The 16902-nt window shown below is 42.8% G+C and carries 13 protein-coding genes and 1 pseudogene; 9 read left to right on the plus strand and 5 right to left on the minus strand.

Annotated features, from left to right (window positions below; translation table 11 throughout):
• A pseudogene (locus B4K26_RS01310) lies at positions 1-386 on the minus strand (hypothetical protein); the annotation flags it as partial.
• Positions 387-1090: 704 nt separating this feature from the next.
• Here B4K26_RS01310 and B4K26_RS01315 point away from each other — a divergent pair.
• Positions 1091-1216: a hypothetical protein gene (locus tag B4K26_RS01315; protein ID WP_296243078.1), complete on the plus strand. Its 126-nt coding sequence runs from the start codon at positions 1091-1093 to the stop codon at positions 1214-1216.
• A gap of 227 nt (positions 1217-1443) precedes the next feature.
• Here B4K26_RS01315 and B4K26_RS01320 read toward each other — a convergent pair whose 3' ends face one another.
• A complete protein-coding gene (locus tag B4K26_RS01320; protein WP_296243079.1) occupies positions 1444-1647 on the minus strand; it encodes a CsbD family protein in 204 nt (67 codons plus the stop codon).
• A gap of 825 nt (positions 1648-2472) precedes the next feature.
• Here B4K26_RS01320 and B4K26_RS01325 point away from each other — a divergent pair.
• Positions 2473-3162: a TetR/AcrR family transcriptional regulator gene (locus B4K26_RS01325; RefSeq protein WP_296243080.1), complete on the plus strand. Its 690-nt coding sequence runs from the start codon at positions 2473-2475 to the stop codon at positions 3160-3162.
• 113 nt (positions 3163-3275) lie between these two features.
• Positions 3276-5474 (plus strand): molybdopterin oxidoreductase family protein, encoded by a 2199-nt coding sequence (locus B4K26_RS01330; RefSeq protein WP_296243081.1) that lies wholly within the window; start codon positions 3276-3278, stop codon positions 5472-5474.
• A gap of 52 nt (positions 5475-5526) precedes the next feature.
• Here B4K26_RS01330 and B4K26_RS01335 read toward each other — a convergent pair whose 3' ends face one another.
• Positions 5527-6867 carry a D-amino acid dehydrogenase gene (locus tag B4K26_RS01335; protein WP_296243082.1) on the minus strand — a complete coding sequence of 447 codons (1341 nt, stop codon included), beginning with the start codon at positions 6865-6867 and terminating at the stop codon, positions 5527-5529.
• Between the two features lie 56 nt (positions 6868-6923).
• Positions 6924-7685, minus strand: a complete 762-nt coding sequence (locus B4K26_RS01340) for a YgfZ/GcvT domain-containing protein (RefSeq protein WP_296243083.1) — start codon at positions 7683-7685, stop codon at positions 6924-6926.
• Between the two features lie 297 nt (positions 7686-7982).
• Between B4K26_RS01340 and B4K26_RS01345 the strand changes: the two genes are divergently transcribed.
• The 3 genes from B4K26_RS01345 (at position 7983) to B4K26_RS01355 (ending at position 11664) form a co-directional block, all read left to right on the plus strand.
• Positions 7983-8336 carry a zinc ribbon domain-containing protein YjdM gene (locus tag B4K26_RS01345; protein ID WP_296243084.1) on the plus strand — a complete coding sequence of 118 codons (354 nt, stop codon included), beginning with the start codon at positions 7983-7985 and terminating at the stop codon, positions 8334-8336.
• 46 nt (positions 8337-8382) lie between these two features.
• On the plus strand, positions 8383-9684 hold the full coding sequence (gene hemL / locus B4K26_RS01350) for a glutamate-1-semialdehyde 2,1-aminomutase (protein WP_296243085.1): 1302 nt from the start codon (positions 8383-8385) through the stop codon (positions 9682-9684).
• Positions 9685-9933: 249 nt separating this feature from the next.
• Positions 9934-11664, plus strand: coding sequence for an AMP-binding protein (locus tag B4K26_RS01355; protein ID WP_296243086.1), 1731 nt, complete (start codon positions 9934-9936; stop codon positions 11662-11664).
• Between the two features lie 99 nt (positions 11665-11763).
• On the opposite strand, the gene B4K26_RS01360 is transcribed toward B4K26_RS01355, so the two are convergent.
• The gene (locus B4K26_RS01360) at positions 11764-12099 is read right to left on the minus strand and encodes a DUF962 domain-containing protein (protein ID WP_296243123.1); all 336 of its coding nucleotides are present in this window, start codon (positions 12097-12099) and stop codon (positions 11764-11766) included.
• A 433-nt stretch (positions 12100-12532) separates the two neighbouring features.
• On the opposite strand from B4K26_RS01360, the gene ppx reads away from it, so the two are divergent.
• The 3 genes from ppx (at position 12533) to tilS (ending at position 16854) form a co-directional block, all read left to right on the plus strand.
• A complete protein-coding gene (gene ppx, locus B4K26_RS01365) occupies positions 12533-14059 on the plus strand; it encodes an exopolyphosphatase (protein ID WP_296243087.1) in 1527 nt (508 codons plus the stop codon).
• Between the two features lie 254 nt (positions 14060-14313).
• Positions 14314-15117: an acetyl-CoA carboxylase carboxyltransferase subunit alpha gene (locus B4K26_RS01370; RefSeq protein WP_296243088.1), complete on the plus strand. Its 804-nt coding sequence runs from the start codon at positions 14314-14316 to the stop codon at positions 15115-15117.
• Positions 15118-15282: 165 nt separating this feature from the next.
• Complete coding sequence (tilS, locus tag B4K26_RS01375; protein ID WP_296243089.1) at positions 15283-16854, plus strand: tRNA lysidine(34) synthetase TilS; 1572 nt, start codon at positions 15283-15285, stop codon at positions 16852-16854.
• Positions 16855-16902: the final 48 nt, after the last annotated feature.

A 16902-nucleotide genomic window follows, 5' to 3' on the forward strand; every position in this document is an offset into this window, starting at 1 on the left:
CCGTTATAGCCATTGTTATGATGGTTTTTATTCTGCCAAACGTTCGACCAATCGCTTTTATTTGAGCTAATCAGTCTTAAACCAGGATAGGTGTATTTAAGTATATAAGGTTGGTTGTTCTTTTTAGCATAAACGGTCATCGCTTCATGACCCTTATAGTTATCAGGTGTGATATCCATGACCTGGTAGCCTTGACTTCGCAGGTTTTGACGAAGCTGTTGGCTAATACGGCCAAAGTTGTGATTGCCATACTGACCATCTTTGTATACAGAATTATTATTATAATCTGGACCTGCTACAGCACAGCCAGCAGTCGTTCCTATTAAAGCGATGGCGAACCCAGCAGAGAGGGCATTTTTTAATGACAAGGGGTGTAGAATTTTCACGATAAAATCTCCTATAGTATGACAATTTTTAATGCTACTTCTTAATGATTAAATACTTAGATAATAGATAAGAGGCTATATAGTAGGAGGTAGTACATAAGGAACATCTTTTTTATGGACTCGTTGCCGTATTTTTTATTTGATTCGACCTTATTTAATATCCCCTTAACTAATAACGCTTCATCTAATAAGACGATATATGAGCAATCATAAAGAAGACAAATTGATGTTTCATCACTCTTTGCTCTTTAGTATTCTATTGCTTGAAACATTTTCTTACATACCCATAGTAGGGCTTAAAACTCATTGCTACATGTCTTTGGTGTTAATAAGTTGTAAATTTTGCAAATATTTGCGTAAGCATTCGATACCTTAGGTGACTAAGATGTTGTTAATCTTAATAAATATCGCTAGCTGTTTTGTTTTTAAATATTATCAAGAAAGTTTTTGGATAAATTTTTTTTCTGATAATTATAAATTTATCAATAGCTTATAAATAAATCCTTACTACATTTTTAGTCAACGTAAGCATATGCTTACACGTAATGACGCTTACGCGACTTAACACTAGACGTATAATTTGACATTATACACACACGGCATAAGGGAATGTGGCTCAAGGATTGAGTTGACCTTATTAAGGATAATAGCTCAATTGCTGGCATCAGGATGATAAAAGCAATTGAAATAAGGACACATGACCTGTGCTACAGGCAGATGATGCCAGTAGTAGTCAGAAGAAATGGGCAGGAAGCCCGGCTATCACAATATACTCAATATTCTGCAAGGATGCAGCGATTAGAGTGGTGATGGGTAACAAGGATGGTTAACAATAAAACCGCATAACAATTAATTGCTATGCGGTTTTATCGTGTCTGGACTTTGGCTATCTAGTTGTGTAATAGGTATAACGTTATATATTCGCCATTGATGACGCTATGACTCCTATACAGATGAATAAATAAAAAAACCGCATTAATAATAATGCGGTTTTTACTTTATAATCGCCTTGCAAAAACAGATGTCTTTGACAAGGTTTTATAAAAAGTCTGCTTAATTAATAGTTATTTTCAGTACGCCAAGTATCAACTTCGCGCTCAGCGTCATCTTTACTGTGACCATAACGCTCCTGAACTTTGCCCACTAGTTTATCACGGCTACCTTCAATGTGTAATAGGTCATCATCAGTCAGATCAGCCCACTTCTGCTTCACTGTACCTTTCATCTGCTTCCAATCACCTTTTAGCGTATGTTCGTTCATTATTATAATCCTTATTTTAGTTATCGCGCTCTACATGTGTTTTATTTAAAAACTATTGTTTAAAAAGTTAAATCAACAATACAGCGCTTTAGAAGGCAAGTTATGATTTATGGTTTTTCTTACCTGTTCAATACGGTTTTTAAGTAATGTGCTTTAATTACTATTCTTGAGTACTTTACAACTAGCCAATGGGTACTTTACGACTAGCCAATGGCTAACTTGTGAGTCCAATATATGAATTTTGGACTGCCTTGTCTGTATGAGCAATGTTTGTAGTGTTGCTAAAGTATAGTAAAAAACCCGGCTATGTTATGGAGCATGTAGTTCTGTAATCGATAGCGTACTTTGTCGGAGTGATAGGTAAAGATAATAGGGAGCTTTTTCGATATTTAGCAAACGTATAACTTGTAAGAGATAGTTAGATCGTAAGAGATAGTTGGTAATTGATAGTTGAGCAAGTAGAAAAGTAGTGAGTGAAGCAGTAACCGTCCAACAAAAGATAAGCAGAGGTCATCATAGAGATGGTTTCTGCTTTTTTATGCCTTCATTTAAATATAAAGACTGAGAATAATTATAAAAAGTCAGCCTTTTTGAATATTTAATTATAGACTTATCGCTAAATTGGCTATAGCCTTATAGTTGAAATAATAAACGTTTTCTAAGCGTTATAGTTAAAATATTTTAAAAACGCTACGGCACTGCTTGTATAGTTTTTTTGCAGCCTCTGTCTGCGTAGGTACAGCAAGCAAGAAAAAACTATACAAGCAGTATGTGGTGAATCGATATTACTTTTCATTGACTATATCAGGCTGAGACAGATAGATAATGAACTCATTTAGCGCAGTAAGCGCGACAAAAGCGGAAACAAAGCGTGAGCTGGCAAAAGCCAAAACTCGTCGTGCTTTATTGAAAAGTGCACTGCAGATTTATAGCCTGGAAGGCGCTTGTCGCATGAGCATGAATAAGATTGCTAAAGGGGCGAATATTGCTCAGCCGAGTTTCTATAATCATTTTGACAGCTTAGAGACTTTGCAAAATGAATTGAGTAGGCAATTGAAAAATAATTATTTATCGCCTATGCGCATGGCGTGGGTCAATATGCTCAAAGATTATGCAGCATTGTCTAAAGAGGCGTTTCATCAGCGTTGTGAGGAATGTCTAACTTTGATTTTTGATGCCGCCTTTCAAAATATTGCCTTATTTCAACGTTTAATCGAAGACAGCTTACGCGTGAACTCACAAACTGAACCTAATGGCTTAGTAAGTCTTATGACAGAAATACGAGAAGAATGGACGAAGATATTTATACAAGGATTAGAAGCGTCTGACAATAATTTTTCGCGCAGTGAGGTTAATTTGTGTGTTGATATGGCTAGTGCGCAAGTGCATGAGTTGATATTGGGCTGTCATCAAGGACGTTATTCACGGCAGCAGGCGATTAAAATTTTATGTACGAACCTTGATGGAATTTTCGGTAGCTTTTTTAATGATAATGAGCAGGCAATAAGTAGCTAATTAACGCATCAATGCCTAACGAGCAAGATTTTTAAGATTGATGAATCTATCAATGTTATAAAACGGAATTTATATAATATTTGGCAATAATAACAATCACAGGGAGCGTGGCCATGAGTAGTGAACAAGTCAAAACCAGTGAGCAAACCCATTTTAGAACCTGTAATTTATGTGAAGCGATGTGCGGTATTGAAATAAAGCACGATGGAACGAAGGTCTTGTCGATTAAGGGCGATAAAAATGATCCGTTCTCTAAAGGCTACATCTGTCCAAAAGCGACGGCTTTACAAGATTTACATGAAGACTCTGATCGCCTACGTCATCCCGTTGAAAGGACTGCTAATGGCTGGAAAAAAATCAGCTGGGATGATGCGCTTGATAAAGTAGCCGCTGGTATTCAGTCGGTACAGAAAAAACACGGTCAAAATGCTTTGGGGATTTATTTAGGTAATCCTAATGTCCATAATTTAGGCGGTATGTTGACCATTAAGCATTTATTAAACAGTGTCAAGACACGAAGCCGCTTTTCTGCAACCTCGATCGATCAATTACCGCATCATATTGTTAGTATGCATCTGTTTGGTCATATGCTGCGTATCCCGGTGCCTGACGTCAATCGTACTCACTATATGCTCATCATCGGTGGCAATCCGCTGGCATCGAACGGTAGTATTATGACCGCAGCGAATATGCGCCAAAAGCTCAAAGACATCAAAGCCCGCGAAGGCAAAGTAGTAGTGATTGATCCACGCCGCACCGAAACCGCTGACATTGCGAGCGAACATCATTTTATACGTCCAGCAACCGATGTTTTATTTCTGCTTGCCATGCTCAACGAAATCTATGCGCAGGGGTACGTGGACAAAGCACAGGCTGATAATCGGGCTGCGGCACTTGCGCCAGAAATTGCGCGACTGGCAGACTTTGCCAAAGACTATAGCGCCGAGTCGGTTGCCTCAATTACTGGTATTACGGCAAATGAGATTAAACAACTGGTTAAAGAGTTTTGTGAAGCCGAAAGTGCCGTTTGTTATGGACGCATGGGCGTATCGGTGCAAGAGTTTGGCCTATTAAGTCAGTATCTCATTATGGTGATTAATATCGTCACTGGTCGCTTGGATGAGGTTGGCGGTTTGATGTTCCCCAATCCTGCGGTTGATGTGGTTAATAACTCTGGTCCAGGCTATCTGGGAAAACGCCATAGCCGAGTTAGCAACTTGCCTGACTTTAATGGCGATTATCCCGTTGTAGCGATGGGCAATGAGATGTTAGTAGAAGGAGAGGGCCAATTAAAAGGCTTTATCAGTGTCGCAGGAAATCCTGTTTTGAGTACACCAAATGGTGAAAAGCTAGATAAAGCCTTTTCCAACTTGGAGTTTATGGTGGCGATTGATTACTTTGTCACAGAAACCAGTCGTCATGCCAATATTATCTTGCCACCGGTATCGCCGCTAGAGCGCGATCATTACGATGTTACCTTTAATAATTTCGCCGTCCACAACGTTGCTAAATACTCAAAAGCGCTGTTTCGTAAAAATAAAAACGCCAAACACGACTGGCAAATATACTTGGAATTAGCAAAACGTTTGGATAAAAAAGCACCACTGACGACCAAAATCGAGCGCCGATTGGTGAAGGCTTTAGGACCGAAGTTTTTGCTTGATCAAGGATTAAGACGCGGACCTTATGCTGGCATGAGCCTAAATAAGCTAGAGAAAAACCCGCACGGTCTCGATTTAGGACCATTAAAAACCATGTTGCCGCAAGCGCTAAAGCATAAAGATAAGCAGATTCATCTTAACGTTGATTTTTATCAAGCCGATTTGGCGCGCGTGCAAACAATGGTGCAAGATTATGATGCTCAGCAGGTTTTACTTATTGGTCGGCGTCATGTTCGCAGCAATAATTCTTGGTTGCATAATAGCTATCGCCTGGTGAAAGGTAAGCCGCGCTGCACACTTATGCTACATCCTGAAACGGCTAAAGAATACGGTATTAAAGACGCCCAAAGCGTCAAAGTTACCTCGCGCGTTGGTAGCGTGATCATAGTGGCAGAAGTCACCGATGAGTTAATGCCTGGCGTGGTCAGTATTCCGCATGGTTGGGGCCACGGCCGCAAAGGCGTTAAGCAGAAAATTGCTCAAGCGCATGCTGGTGTCAGCGTCAATGATTTAACGGATGATACGTTAATCGATCGATTAAGTGGCAATGCGGCGGTCAATGGTGTACCTGTGCAGTTAGAAGCAGTTGCACCAGAAGAGGTTAATGTAGATAAAACTGATTCTGACATTGGAGCAACCGCTGCTGCTTAAAATTACTCTAGACGAGAAATTTCTTATCTAACTAAAAGGTGCTGGCTTATATTTATAGCGCCTTTTTTTGCGTTGTTATTCCAACAAAGTCAAAATCTACCTGCGGCGTCTCACCTTGCATCAATAAGCTGATCGCCTTTGCCGAGCCGCAAGCATGGGTCCAACCAAGCGTACCATGACCCGTATTAAGCCATAAATTATCAAAGGTCGCTTTCGCATTTTGACTGCCATGGCGGACTTGACCACAATGTGCGCGTCCAATTAACGGCACATTTGATGGCGTCATTGGTCGCAATCCTGTCCAATACTGTACAGAATTGGCAATGATGCCTTTTGGGAATAACTGCTGAACGCGACGCGTGATTGCTTCGCAGCGTGTGGCATTTAAATCCAAATTATAGCCATTAAATTCAGCTGTCCCAGCAACGCGTAATTTATCGTCAAGGCGTGAGGTGACTAATTTAAACTCATCATCAATCAAGCTGACGTAAGGCGCTAGATGCGGCGCGCGCGGATTGACTTGATAAGTCGCTGAATAGCCCTTAGCAGGAAAAATAGGCAGATGGACATTGAGGGGTTTCATCAGTGCCGCACTATAACTACCGAGCGCTAGCACAAAACTGTCAGCGCTGAAAGTTTGCGCGTTTTCACCCTTGGGACGAATAGTAATGCTATGTACATGCGGGCGAGCAGAATGGGAATCTGCATTTAATGCCAAAACTTGCGTATCATATAAAAACTTTACCCCAGCTTTGACACAGCACGCCGCTAAGCGCTGAGTAAATAAGTGTGCATTTCCCGATTCATCACGGCTGGTGTAAGTTGCGCCTTTGAGTTTATGAGCAATAGGATAAAGTGCAGGCTCGAGGCTGACCGCATTATTAATATCAATCACGTAACGCTCACAGCCCAGCTCCTGCATACGTTCGGTTGGCGCGATGGCAGCATCAAACTCAGCCTGATTGGTATAAAAATGCATGATTCCACGCGTTTGTTGCTCATAATTGATGCCGATATCCGCACGCAGCTTTTGTAGAGTATCCCGCGAATACAGTCCTAAGTGCACCATTTGTACCAAATTGGCATCGGCACGATCTGCGCGGCATTCTTGCAAAAATTGCATTGCCCATTTTAATTGCGCCTTATCAGCACGCAAACGGTAGAGCAGCGGCGCATCCTCGCGAAACAGCCATTTAAGCGCTTTCATCGGCGTACTAGGGTTTGCCCAAGGCGTCGCATGCGAGACTGAGATTTGACCACCATTGGCAAACGAGGTTTGCATTCCTGCGGCAGATTCGCGCTCGATGACAGTCACATCGTAGCCTGCTTGCCGTAAGTACCAGGCGCTAGTCACGCCCACCACGCCTGCTCCGAGTACTGCAATATGGGTCATAAGTTGCTCTGCTGCATTTGAGTAAAAGGGCTTTCTAGACTGCAAAATATTTCACGTTATTTTTGACGGGCCACATCCGCTTGTAGCGCTGGCGGCAAGTCTAATACCGTAAGCTCACTATCTACCAGATGTTCTGGGCGGGCAACGACCAAAGCCTTAAAGCCTTTACCATTAATATCGTCATCAGCAATCGCATTGACCACCTGAATCTTCTCTAGCTTATCACCTGCGGCTGGCGCATCACCTGTGCCGCTAACATAATGTAAAAACGCTTTCGGCGCGGCTTTAAAGTAAATACGGGCAATGACCTCTTGACCGAGATAGCAACCTTTATCATAGTCCATGCCGCCGCGCTGATGCAGACGCAGCTCTTGCGGCTGAAACTCGCCTCGTGTGTCCGCTACTATCCAATAGTTACCTATTGCGAGACTTGCCTGCGTCCACGCTTGGGTGTCCGCTGGCGTATGATGTTCCTCTTTATGGCTAAAAGTTGGCACTTCATCCAGTACGCAAGGATAAATTGGCACTGGCGCACTGGTATCAAATTTTGAAAAGGCGCCGAACTTTTTCAAATGCGCTTGAAAAGCCTCCGCACAATCGGCACTAAGAACCACATCAAAATGCTTTTCGTCTTGTTTTTTTATCCATAAACCAAAATCAATGCGACCTTTTAAATTGCTAAGCGCTGTCGCTTGATAGCTAAGCCCGAGTTTAGTGACATCAGAGGTGAGCTGACCTTGTAGAAATTTCTCCGCATCTTCACCTTGAATGGTGAGTTGAACAAATTGTGGTAATGTTGATAAGCTTGATTGAGTCATTGTTATTGTCCTATTTATCAGTCGCTATAGCCTCAGATATTAGGGTTAATACTGAGTTATTAAAGTAGTTATTGAGGTTTTTCCCATTTAAAACGAATGGCTATCAAATTAAATTCAGTTAAAGCAGAGTACCACAAAACACCGTACGATAAAAAACGTGCGCTCTAAGGTACGAGTGAATGTATCAATTAGTCACAGTACCGCGTTTACAGCCGAAGCGATTGGTTAAAGCTGGCGAGTTACGGTACAATGTTAGCGTTAGAATACACCCAATTTATCACGGCTGACGAGGAAATTATGAGCTTACCCAATTGCCCAAAATGCGATGCTGATTATACGTACGAAGACAGTGCGCTGCTGGTATGTCCCATGTGCGCTCATGAGTGGACCGCAGCTGAGAACGATTTGGCGCAAACTGAAGACCAAGATGCGGTCATTCGTGATGCGGTCGGTAACAAGCTGCAAGATGGCGATACTGTCACCGTGATTAAAGACTTAAAGGTCAAAGGTTCATCAACCATTATCAAAGTCGGCACCAAAGCAAAAGGAATTCGCCTGCTGCCGGACGCTTCTGATGGTCATGATATCGACTGTAAACTTGATGGCTTTGGCCCAATGAAACTGAAATCGTCAGTGGTTAAGAAAGCCTAACGTATTATTAATAAAATAAGATCGAATGAATAAGTAGAGAATAATTATGAGTACTAAAAATGAACAACTCTTTGCGCAAGCACGCAAGCATATTCCTGGTGGCGTAAACTCGCCCGTCCGCGCCTTCGCTGGCGTTGGTGGGACGCCTATTTTTGTGCACCGCGCTAACGGTAGCAAGATTTACGACACCGAAGACAATGCTTATATCGATTATGTTGGCTCTTGGGGTCCCATGATTTTGGGTCATGCGCATCCAAAAGTGATCGATGCCGTTAAAAAAGCCGCTGATGATGGTTTGAGTTTCGGGACGCCAACGCCGTTTGAAACCACTGTCGCCGATAAGATTTGCGACATTGTTCCAAGCGTTGAGATGATTCGGATGACAAGCTCTGGCACAGAAGCGACCATGAGCGCGATACGTTTGGCGCGCGGGTTTACTGAGCGTGACAAAATTGTCAAATTTGAAGGCTGCTACCATGGTCATTCAGACAGCTTATTGGTAAAAGCGGGTTCAGGCATGCTCGATATTGGCGAGCCAACATCAAAAGGCGTGCCAGCCGATTTTGCTAAACATACGATTACCATTCCTTATAATAATCCACAAGCAATTAAAGAGTGCTTTGAGAAATGGGGTAGTGAGATTGCTTGCGTGATTGTGGAACCTATCGCTGGCAACATGAATATGGTCATTCCAACCCAAGAGTTCCATGATACCTTGCGCGAGCAATGTACCGCTAATGGTGCGGTATTGATTTTTGATGAAGTGATGACCGGTTTTCGCGTTGGACTGGGCGGCGCGCAAGCACATTTTGGTATTGATCCTGATTTGACCTGTTTTGGTAAAATTATCGGTGCTGGTTTACCGGTTGGTGCTTTCGGTGGCAAAAAAGAAGTCATGTCTTGTATCGCGCCACTTGGCGGCGTTTATCAGGCGGGTACGTTATCAGGAAACCCGCTGGCAATGCGTGCGGGTATCGCTATGTTTGAAGATTTAACCGTTGATGGTTTTTATGACGAACTATCTGCGAAAGTAGATAAGCTGGTTGATGGTATCCAAGCGGCGGCAGACAAGCATGGTATCAATCTGCGCACCAATAAATTGGGCGGTATGTTTGGGATGTTCTTTGTTAAAGACGCCGTAACGAGTGTACCGCAAAATTTCGATGACGTGACAGAATGCGATATGAAGGTGTTTAATACCTTCTTCCATGGCATGCTAGAGCGCGGTATTTATCTTGCGCCATCTGCCTATGAAGCAGGCTTTATGTCAATCAAACATAGCGATACAGATATTGACGCTTCTATCAAGGCAGCTGATGAGATTTTTGCTGAAATGGCGAAAGCGTAATTCATTTAGTTAAAACTATTTGTCTAAAATTTAAAGTCTAATGTTCTTTAGAATTCGTATATGCAACATAAAAACCAGCATGATTAAGGTGCTGGTTTTTTGTGCTTGCGTATTAATAAATAGTAGAAGTTCTTCAGGCTTGAAAATAATCTATAACCTAAAAGTGTGCTTGTTCTAGAGTCTATAATACAACGACTAATTTGTGCTATTCTGAGAGCACCAATCACGTTTTAGCAAGGATGCAATTTGATGGATAATAGCTTTGAAAATAATGCACCAAGTACCCGTGTTCCGCCATTATGGCAGCGGGCTTACGAGCAATATGGCTTAGAAAATGATTTGGATGTGTTAATCGGAAAGGAAAATTTACTCGATTTATTGCAACCAAAAATTGATCAGCACAGTAGCGCTATTGCTTTTAGTATGGGCGCTGCCACCTTGACTTTTGACCAGTTAGATGTTGCAAGTCGCCGCTTTGCTGCTTTTTTACAAGCAAAAAATATTCAAAAGGGCGACCGTATTGCCGTGCAATTGCCAAATATATTGCAATATGCTGTGGTACTGCTTGGTTGTCTTCGAGCAGGGATAGTGTTGGTAAACGTCAATCCGATGTATACCCAGTATGAATTGGCGCATCAGCTGATAGATTCTCAAGCGTGTGGCTTGATAATTCTCGATGGTATGTCGGCAGCTTTCGATAAATTGGATGATGAGGTTAAAGCGCAACTGTCCTTAGTCGTACATTGTTCTATCAATCCGAGTGCTGAGGCTGCCGATAACGATATCGCTGTGCTTAATAATATTCATCGTTCAACAGAAAATGATGGCGGAAATGAGCTTACAGTTGCAAAATCTCATCAAGAACGTTATGTCAGCTTTGCCCATATTATGCAATCGTATCATGCGGATCAGTTTCAGCAACCGACCATCATGCGCGAAGACTTGGCGTTACTGCAATATACAGGCGGCACAACGGGTAAGCCAAAAGGCGCGATGCTCACGCACTACAATTTGATGGCCAATATTTGTCAATGCTACGCGATGTTTGGCACCGTTGTTGAAGCAGGTCGCAGCGAGCAGATTAAGATACTCAACCCTTTACCGCTCTATCATATTTTTTCTTTCACGGTTTGCGGCTTACTAGGAATTTATGGCGGCTGGGAAGATATATTGATCACCAATCCGCGCGATATCGATGGCTTAGTGAATAGCATTGAACAGCATCAACCGCATGTGATTCCTTCGGTCAATACGCTATTTAATGGCATGCTCCATCATCCAGAATTCGCCGAGCTTGATTTTAGTCGCTTGGCATTATCCATCGGCGGTGGCACGGCGATTATCAAAGCAGTATCTGACCGATGGCAGCGCGTCACGGGCATGATTATTAACGAAGGTTATGGCATGTCAGAGACTTCACCGGTTATTTCATTTAATCCACCAGGGATAGATAGCTTTAATGGCAGCGTCGGTTTACCTTTAGCTATGATGGACATCAAAATTATTGATGAGCAGGGAGCAGACTGTGCTATTGGCGTACCCGGGGAGGTCGGCATTAAAGGACCGCAAGTGATGCAAGGTTATTGGGGTTTGGATAATTCAGACACCTTTACCGATGATGGGTATTTTAAGTCCGGTGACATCGGTATGTTAGATGAAAAGGGCTTTTTGACATTGATTGATCGTAAAAAAGACATGATACTGGTTTCAGGTTTTAATGTTTATCCGAATGAGGTGGAAGCGGCGCTGACAGAGCATCGTAAAGTGCTTGAGGTGGCCGTTGTTGGCATTGAAGATGCGCACAGTGGCGAAGTACCAAAAGCATTTGTGGTTAAAAAAGATCCCAGCTTAACGGCTGAAGAGTTGGCCGCGTTTGCCAAAGAGCGTTTGACGGGGTATAAGCGGCCACAAGCTTACGCCTTTATCGATGAGTTACCCAAGACTGCTGTGGGTAAAATACTTCGTAAGTCTTTGCGCTAGATAGCTATTAAATAGTAGATGTTTAATAAGAACATAAAAAACTGGGCGAGTGTCTTAAACTGGCCCAGTTTTTATTTTGTCTGTTTATTATCCATATTTTTAACGCGCTTTATCGAACTTACGGTCTTTTAAACTCAAATTACCGCGGAGCACATCGGTGAACATACGAATATCGCCAGCGAAGCTTTGTAGTGGATATTTAAAAGTGGCAGGTTTATTTTTTTCAAAGAAAAAATGTCCAACCCACGCACAGGCATATCCTGCGGCAATGCCTTTAAGTAGCGGCTTTACTGAACGACTTTTAACGGATTTTGCTAATCCTAACAAGCCAAAACTACTTCCCGCAAAATGTAGGCGGCGGCAGGCCATGTTTTGGTGCTCCTGTAGATAAAAATCATAAAACTTCTGCTCAGTTGGGCTATTGGTTGCTGCCATTTCTTGATTAGCGTTAGGTTTCGTTTGCGGATCAGCATTTTTAACGGTGTTTTTGGTGGCAGTTCGGTTCATTTTTTGGCTTCCTTGTAGGCGATGTGCTTTTATCTATCCGTGAGATGGCTTTTATAAAAGGTTTTTTAATGCAGAAAATAGATACTTCCGTTATTAAATAATAAATAAGTGCTTGTTCTTTATTATAATATTTCTAATTTTAATGTAGCAAATCAATATTGGTAATACAAGGGGTAGAAACTGACTCTGGGTTTCTTATTAATAGCTGATTAAGTAAGGTTTAAGACCGATAGCCTCTGACTTGATAGGAATTGGCATAAATGCTTTAATGGCAAAAATTGCGCTATAATTGCGGCACATTTAAATGTGCAAAACTCTTTCGATATATTCTCTTCTTATCTGATACGGTACAACTTCTCTTATGCCTAAAGACTACCTAAAAAACCCACCACTCGCCGAAGATGAAATGATGGCAGCCATTGATATTGGTTCCAACAGTTTTCACCTAGCCATTGCTCGTCTGGATCATGGCGAAGTGCGAAAAGTGGTGTCTATGTCTGAAAAGGTGCAGCTTGCTGCAGGACTCGATGAGAATAATATCTTGGGTGCGGCGGCTGAAAAGCGCGGTCTAGAATGTCTAAGTCGCTTTGTGGCACGTTTAGATTCAGTGCCGCCCGAGCGTATCCGTGTGGTCGCAACCAACGCCCTGCGTCAAGCCAAAAACGCCAATGATTTTATCAATCGTGCCAATAAAATTTTACCGAAACCCATCGAAATCATCGCAGGCCGAGAAGAAGCTCGCTTGATTTATTTGGGCGTGTCACACACCAACGCCAGTAGTGATAAGCGTTTGGTTATTGATATCGGTGGTGGTTCGACAGAGTTTATCATTGGTAAAGAGTTCGATCCGTTATTGACTGAAAGCTTACAGATGGGCTGTGTCGCCTTTACCCAGAAGTATTTTGCCGATGGATTGATTACCAAAGAAGCCTTTAATAATGCCATCTCGAGCGCGCGAAAAGAGGTGCTGGCGATTAATGGACGCTATCAAAAAACCGGCTGGAGTAGTGTTGTAGGCTCGAGTGGAACGATCAAAGCAGTTCGCAATGTTCTGGTGTCAAAAGGCTGGGCGGATGAGCAAGAGCGCATTACTTATAAAGGTGTCAAAAAGTTAGAAAAATTATTACTTAAAATTGGCAACGTGGACGATATTGATTTAGAAGGCGTCAAAGAACACCGTAAAGCCGTCTTTCCAGCGGGCGTTGCGGTGCTACGTGCGGTGATGAAAGTATTGGGCATCGAGACCATGGTTTACTCGGATGGCGCGCTACGTGAGGGCGTCATGTACGATATGCTAGGACGCTTTGCCAGCGAAGATGTGCGTGATCGTAGTGTCTTAGCATTGATTAAACGCTACTCTGGCGATAAAAAACAGGCAAAACAAGTGGTCAAAACCAGCCGCAGCTTATTTGAGCAAGTTCAAGAAAAACTTGGACTTAGTACAGAAGATGGTGATTTACTTAGACGTGCGGCTTCTTTGCATGAAATAGGCTTGGCAATTGCGCACAGTGGTTACCATAAACACAGTGCGTATTTGGTCGAATACTCTGACATTCCAGGATTTTCGCAGGTTGATCAAAAGCGTATGGCGCAGTTGATGCTCAATCATCGCCGTAAGCTCAAAGCTGATATGTTAGAGCAAACTTGTGTGATTGGTGGCGATTCGCTCGTTTATCTGTGTTTACTGCTACGATTGGCAGTACTGGCGCACCACAGCCGGAGCGAGTATGAATTACCAAAATTGGCGCTAAAAGTGATCGACAATAACCGTTGGCAAATTACGATGGGCGACAGTAGTGAGCATTATGCTTTCTTATTGTCAGACCTGCACACTGAGATTGAGCAGTTCGCTAAGTGGGGCGTAAAACTAAGCGTGGTTGAGGCGTAAACCCATTGGGCGCTAACGCTGCTTCTTAACAACGGGACTTAACACTGAGTCGTTACTATTGTAATAATGGCGCTACAGATTAACGTAACAAAAGCGGCGTTGTTAGTAATGCCATGCCATTTAAGATGTGCTACTATAGCTTCTATTGAGTTTACAACTGTACTTTCATTATCGATAAGTTGATAACCGTATCAACCAACAGTGCCATTACTAAACATGACTACATTATATAAAATTATGAAAGGGAAGCGTCTATGAGTACCGTCTGGGATAGCGTTCAGCTTGCACGGCATGCCAAACGTCCATTATTTATGGACTATGTCAATCAGCTGTTTACCGAATTTGATGAGTTGCATGGCGACCGTGCTTATGCAGATGATAAGGCCATTCTTGGCGGATTAGCGCGTCTTGACGGTATGCCAGTGATGGTAATTGGTCAACATCGTGGCCGCAGCACGCGCGAGCGTATCGCTCATAATTTTGGAATGGCAAACCCTGAAGGTTACCGCAAAGTGATTCGTTTGGTCAAAATGGCAGAGCGTTTTAATATTCCAGTCATGACCTTTATCGATACCCAAGGTGCTTATCCTGGTATTGGTGCAGAAGAGCGCGGTCAAGCGCAAGCCATCGCCGAAAGTATTGCGGTATTTTCGAGTCTAAAAGTTCCCGTTATCGTCACTATTATCGGTGAAGGCGGATCAGGTGGTGCACTGGCGATTGGCGTTGGCGACAAAGTAAATATGCTACAAAACAGTATTTATTCTGTCATTTCTCCTGAAGGCTGCGCCTCTATCTTGTGGAAAACCGCTGAAAAAGCCCAAGATGCCAGCGAAGCATTGAAACTAAATGCGATTAACCTTTATCAAATGGGCCTAATTGACGCAGTTATCGACGAAGGTGAGGGCGCTCATCTTCAGCCACAGCCTGTAATGACTGCGCTAAAAGCTTTAATCCTAGAGCAATTGGATGAGCTTAAAGACATGGATGCGCATGAGCGCTGTGAGCGGCGTTATGAGAAATTGAAATCCTTTAATTCAGAAGTGATGTTGCCTTGCTAGCAATTTCTATTGCTCGCTTGCTGGAGCTTAGCTTTTAATATTATAGATTTACGCTTAATGCTAAAATAAAAACGTGTCATTTTATGGCGCGTTTTTTTGTGCCGTTTCTTTCATACGTTTATTGACTTATACGTAAATTTAGCCAACCAATAAATAAGATTGATTATGATTAGTAGTGCAATCCTTGCCTATCCTATTGAGCCAATTGAAGAACTGCCTATCGATGCTGTTTTAGCAGACGCGTTATTAAGCAGCTTGGCTGAATATGGTGCACAATTACACGGGCGGCGCATTTGGCTGGCTTGTAGCGGTGGACGTGATTCTTTGGCACTAGCGGCGTTGTGTGTGCAGCTTTATCGTCAAGAGAAATTACCATTTTTACCGCAATTACTGCATGTTGATCATAACCTTCAAGCAGATAGTGGCGTTTGGGCGCGGCACGTTGCCGATTGGGCAAAGGCGCAAAATACACCCTGTCAAATTTTACAGGCGCGGATCAATGGTCGGGATGAGCAGGCGGCACGGCAAGCTCGTTATGAGGTGATGCGTGCGCAGCTTAATCAAGACGATGTATTGCTACTGGCGCATCATGCCGATGACCAAGCAGAAACCGTGCTGATGCGCTTGATTCAAGGCGCTGGCGTGAACGGCCTATCGGGTATGCAGCCGTGGCGCATTCAAACGCAGGGCGCGCACCGTATAGCGTTATGGCGACCTTGGCTGACTATCAAACGCGCCAATATCAGTGTCTATGCCCAGCGTTTAAAGCTACCCTATATCGATGACCCAACCAACGATGCTGGTGATAATGTGCGTAGCGGATTACGGCGAGATATTATGCCGATATTAACAACCTATAATCCAAACGTTATTGATAATATCGCCCGAAGTGCAAAGTTATTAAATGATGCGCAATCGATAATTCATGCACAAGCAGACGAGGATTTACAGCAGACAGAGGTTGCCTCGCTACAATTGTCGCCAGCACAGCGCGTGCTAAATATAGATAAATTGCAAAAACTACCGATTTATCGTCAGCGGCAATTATTGCACCACTGGCTTGGTCAAGATGAACCATTACCGCCTGCTAAGCAGCTCGTCGATGATGTTTTAAGTCTAAGCCAACGTGATGATAATGACCATCAAACGGTGCTTTTTTGGCAAGGTCGCAAAGCGTCTTATACCATTCGTCGCTACCGTCAGCAGCTTTACCGTCTCAGCAGTGATTGGCTTAAATGGCTAGCATTGCCACTTACTAAGCAGATGCAAGTCTTATGCAGTCTCACTGCTGCTGACAGTGAGCCTATTTCAACTACCTTACGCAGTGATGATAAATTTATTTGGCAATTACAGGTTCTGCCAAATGAAGTAATGAGACTATTAGTAAGCGGTAAAGTAGAAAACGATTCAGATAAGGTTCAGATTACCTTTACACCATTAGATCGTCATCAACGTGTGCAAACCACACTGTCAACGCGACCGCAATCTGGTAAAAAACTCTATCAAACTTTGGGAATCCCGTTATGGATGCGTGAAAGTTTGGTAGTAATCAGCGTGGTTTTTATTAACGATAAAAATGAGCTTTTGCAACATAAACGCTCAACAGAAATACCTATTTTATTATTATCACCTTTTACAAGCTGGATATTGAAGACTGAACAGTCGAGTGTTAATGGTGATATAAGTCAGATTACCGAACTTATCAAAAGCCATTTGGTTACTCATAAGGCATTCTAAACGATGATATGCGGTGTCCGATTTAGAGTTTATTTAAACTGCAAGCTC

Source organism: Psychrobacter sp. UBA6766 (assembly GCF_002453355.1).
GTDB lineage: Bacteria > Pseudomonadota > Gammaproteobacteria > Pseudomonadales > Moraxellaceae > Psychrobacter.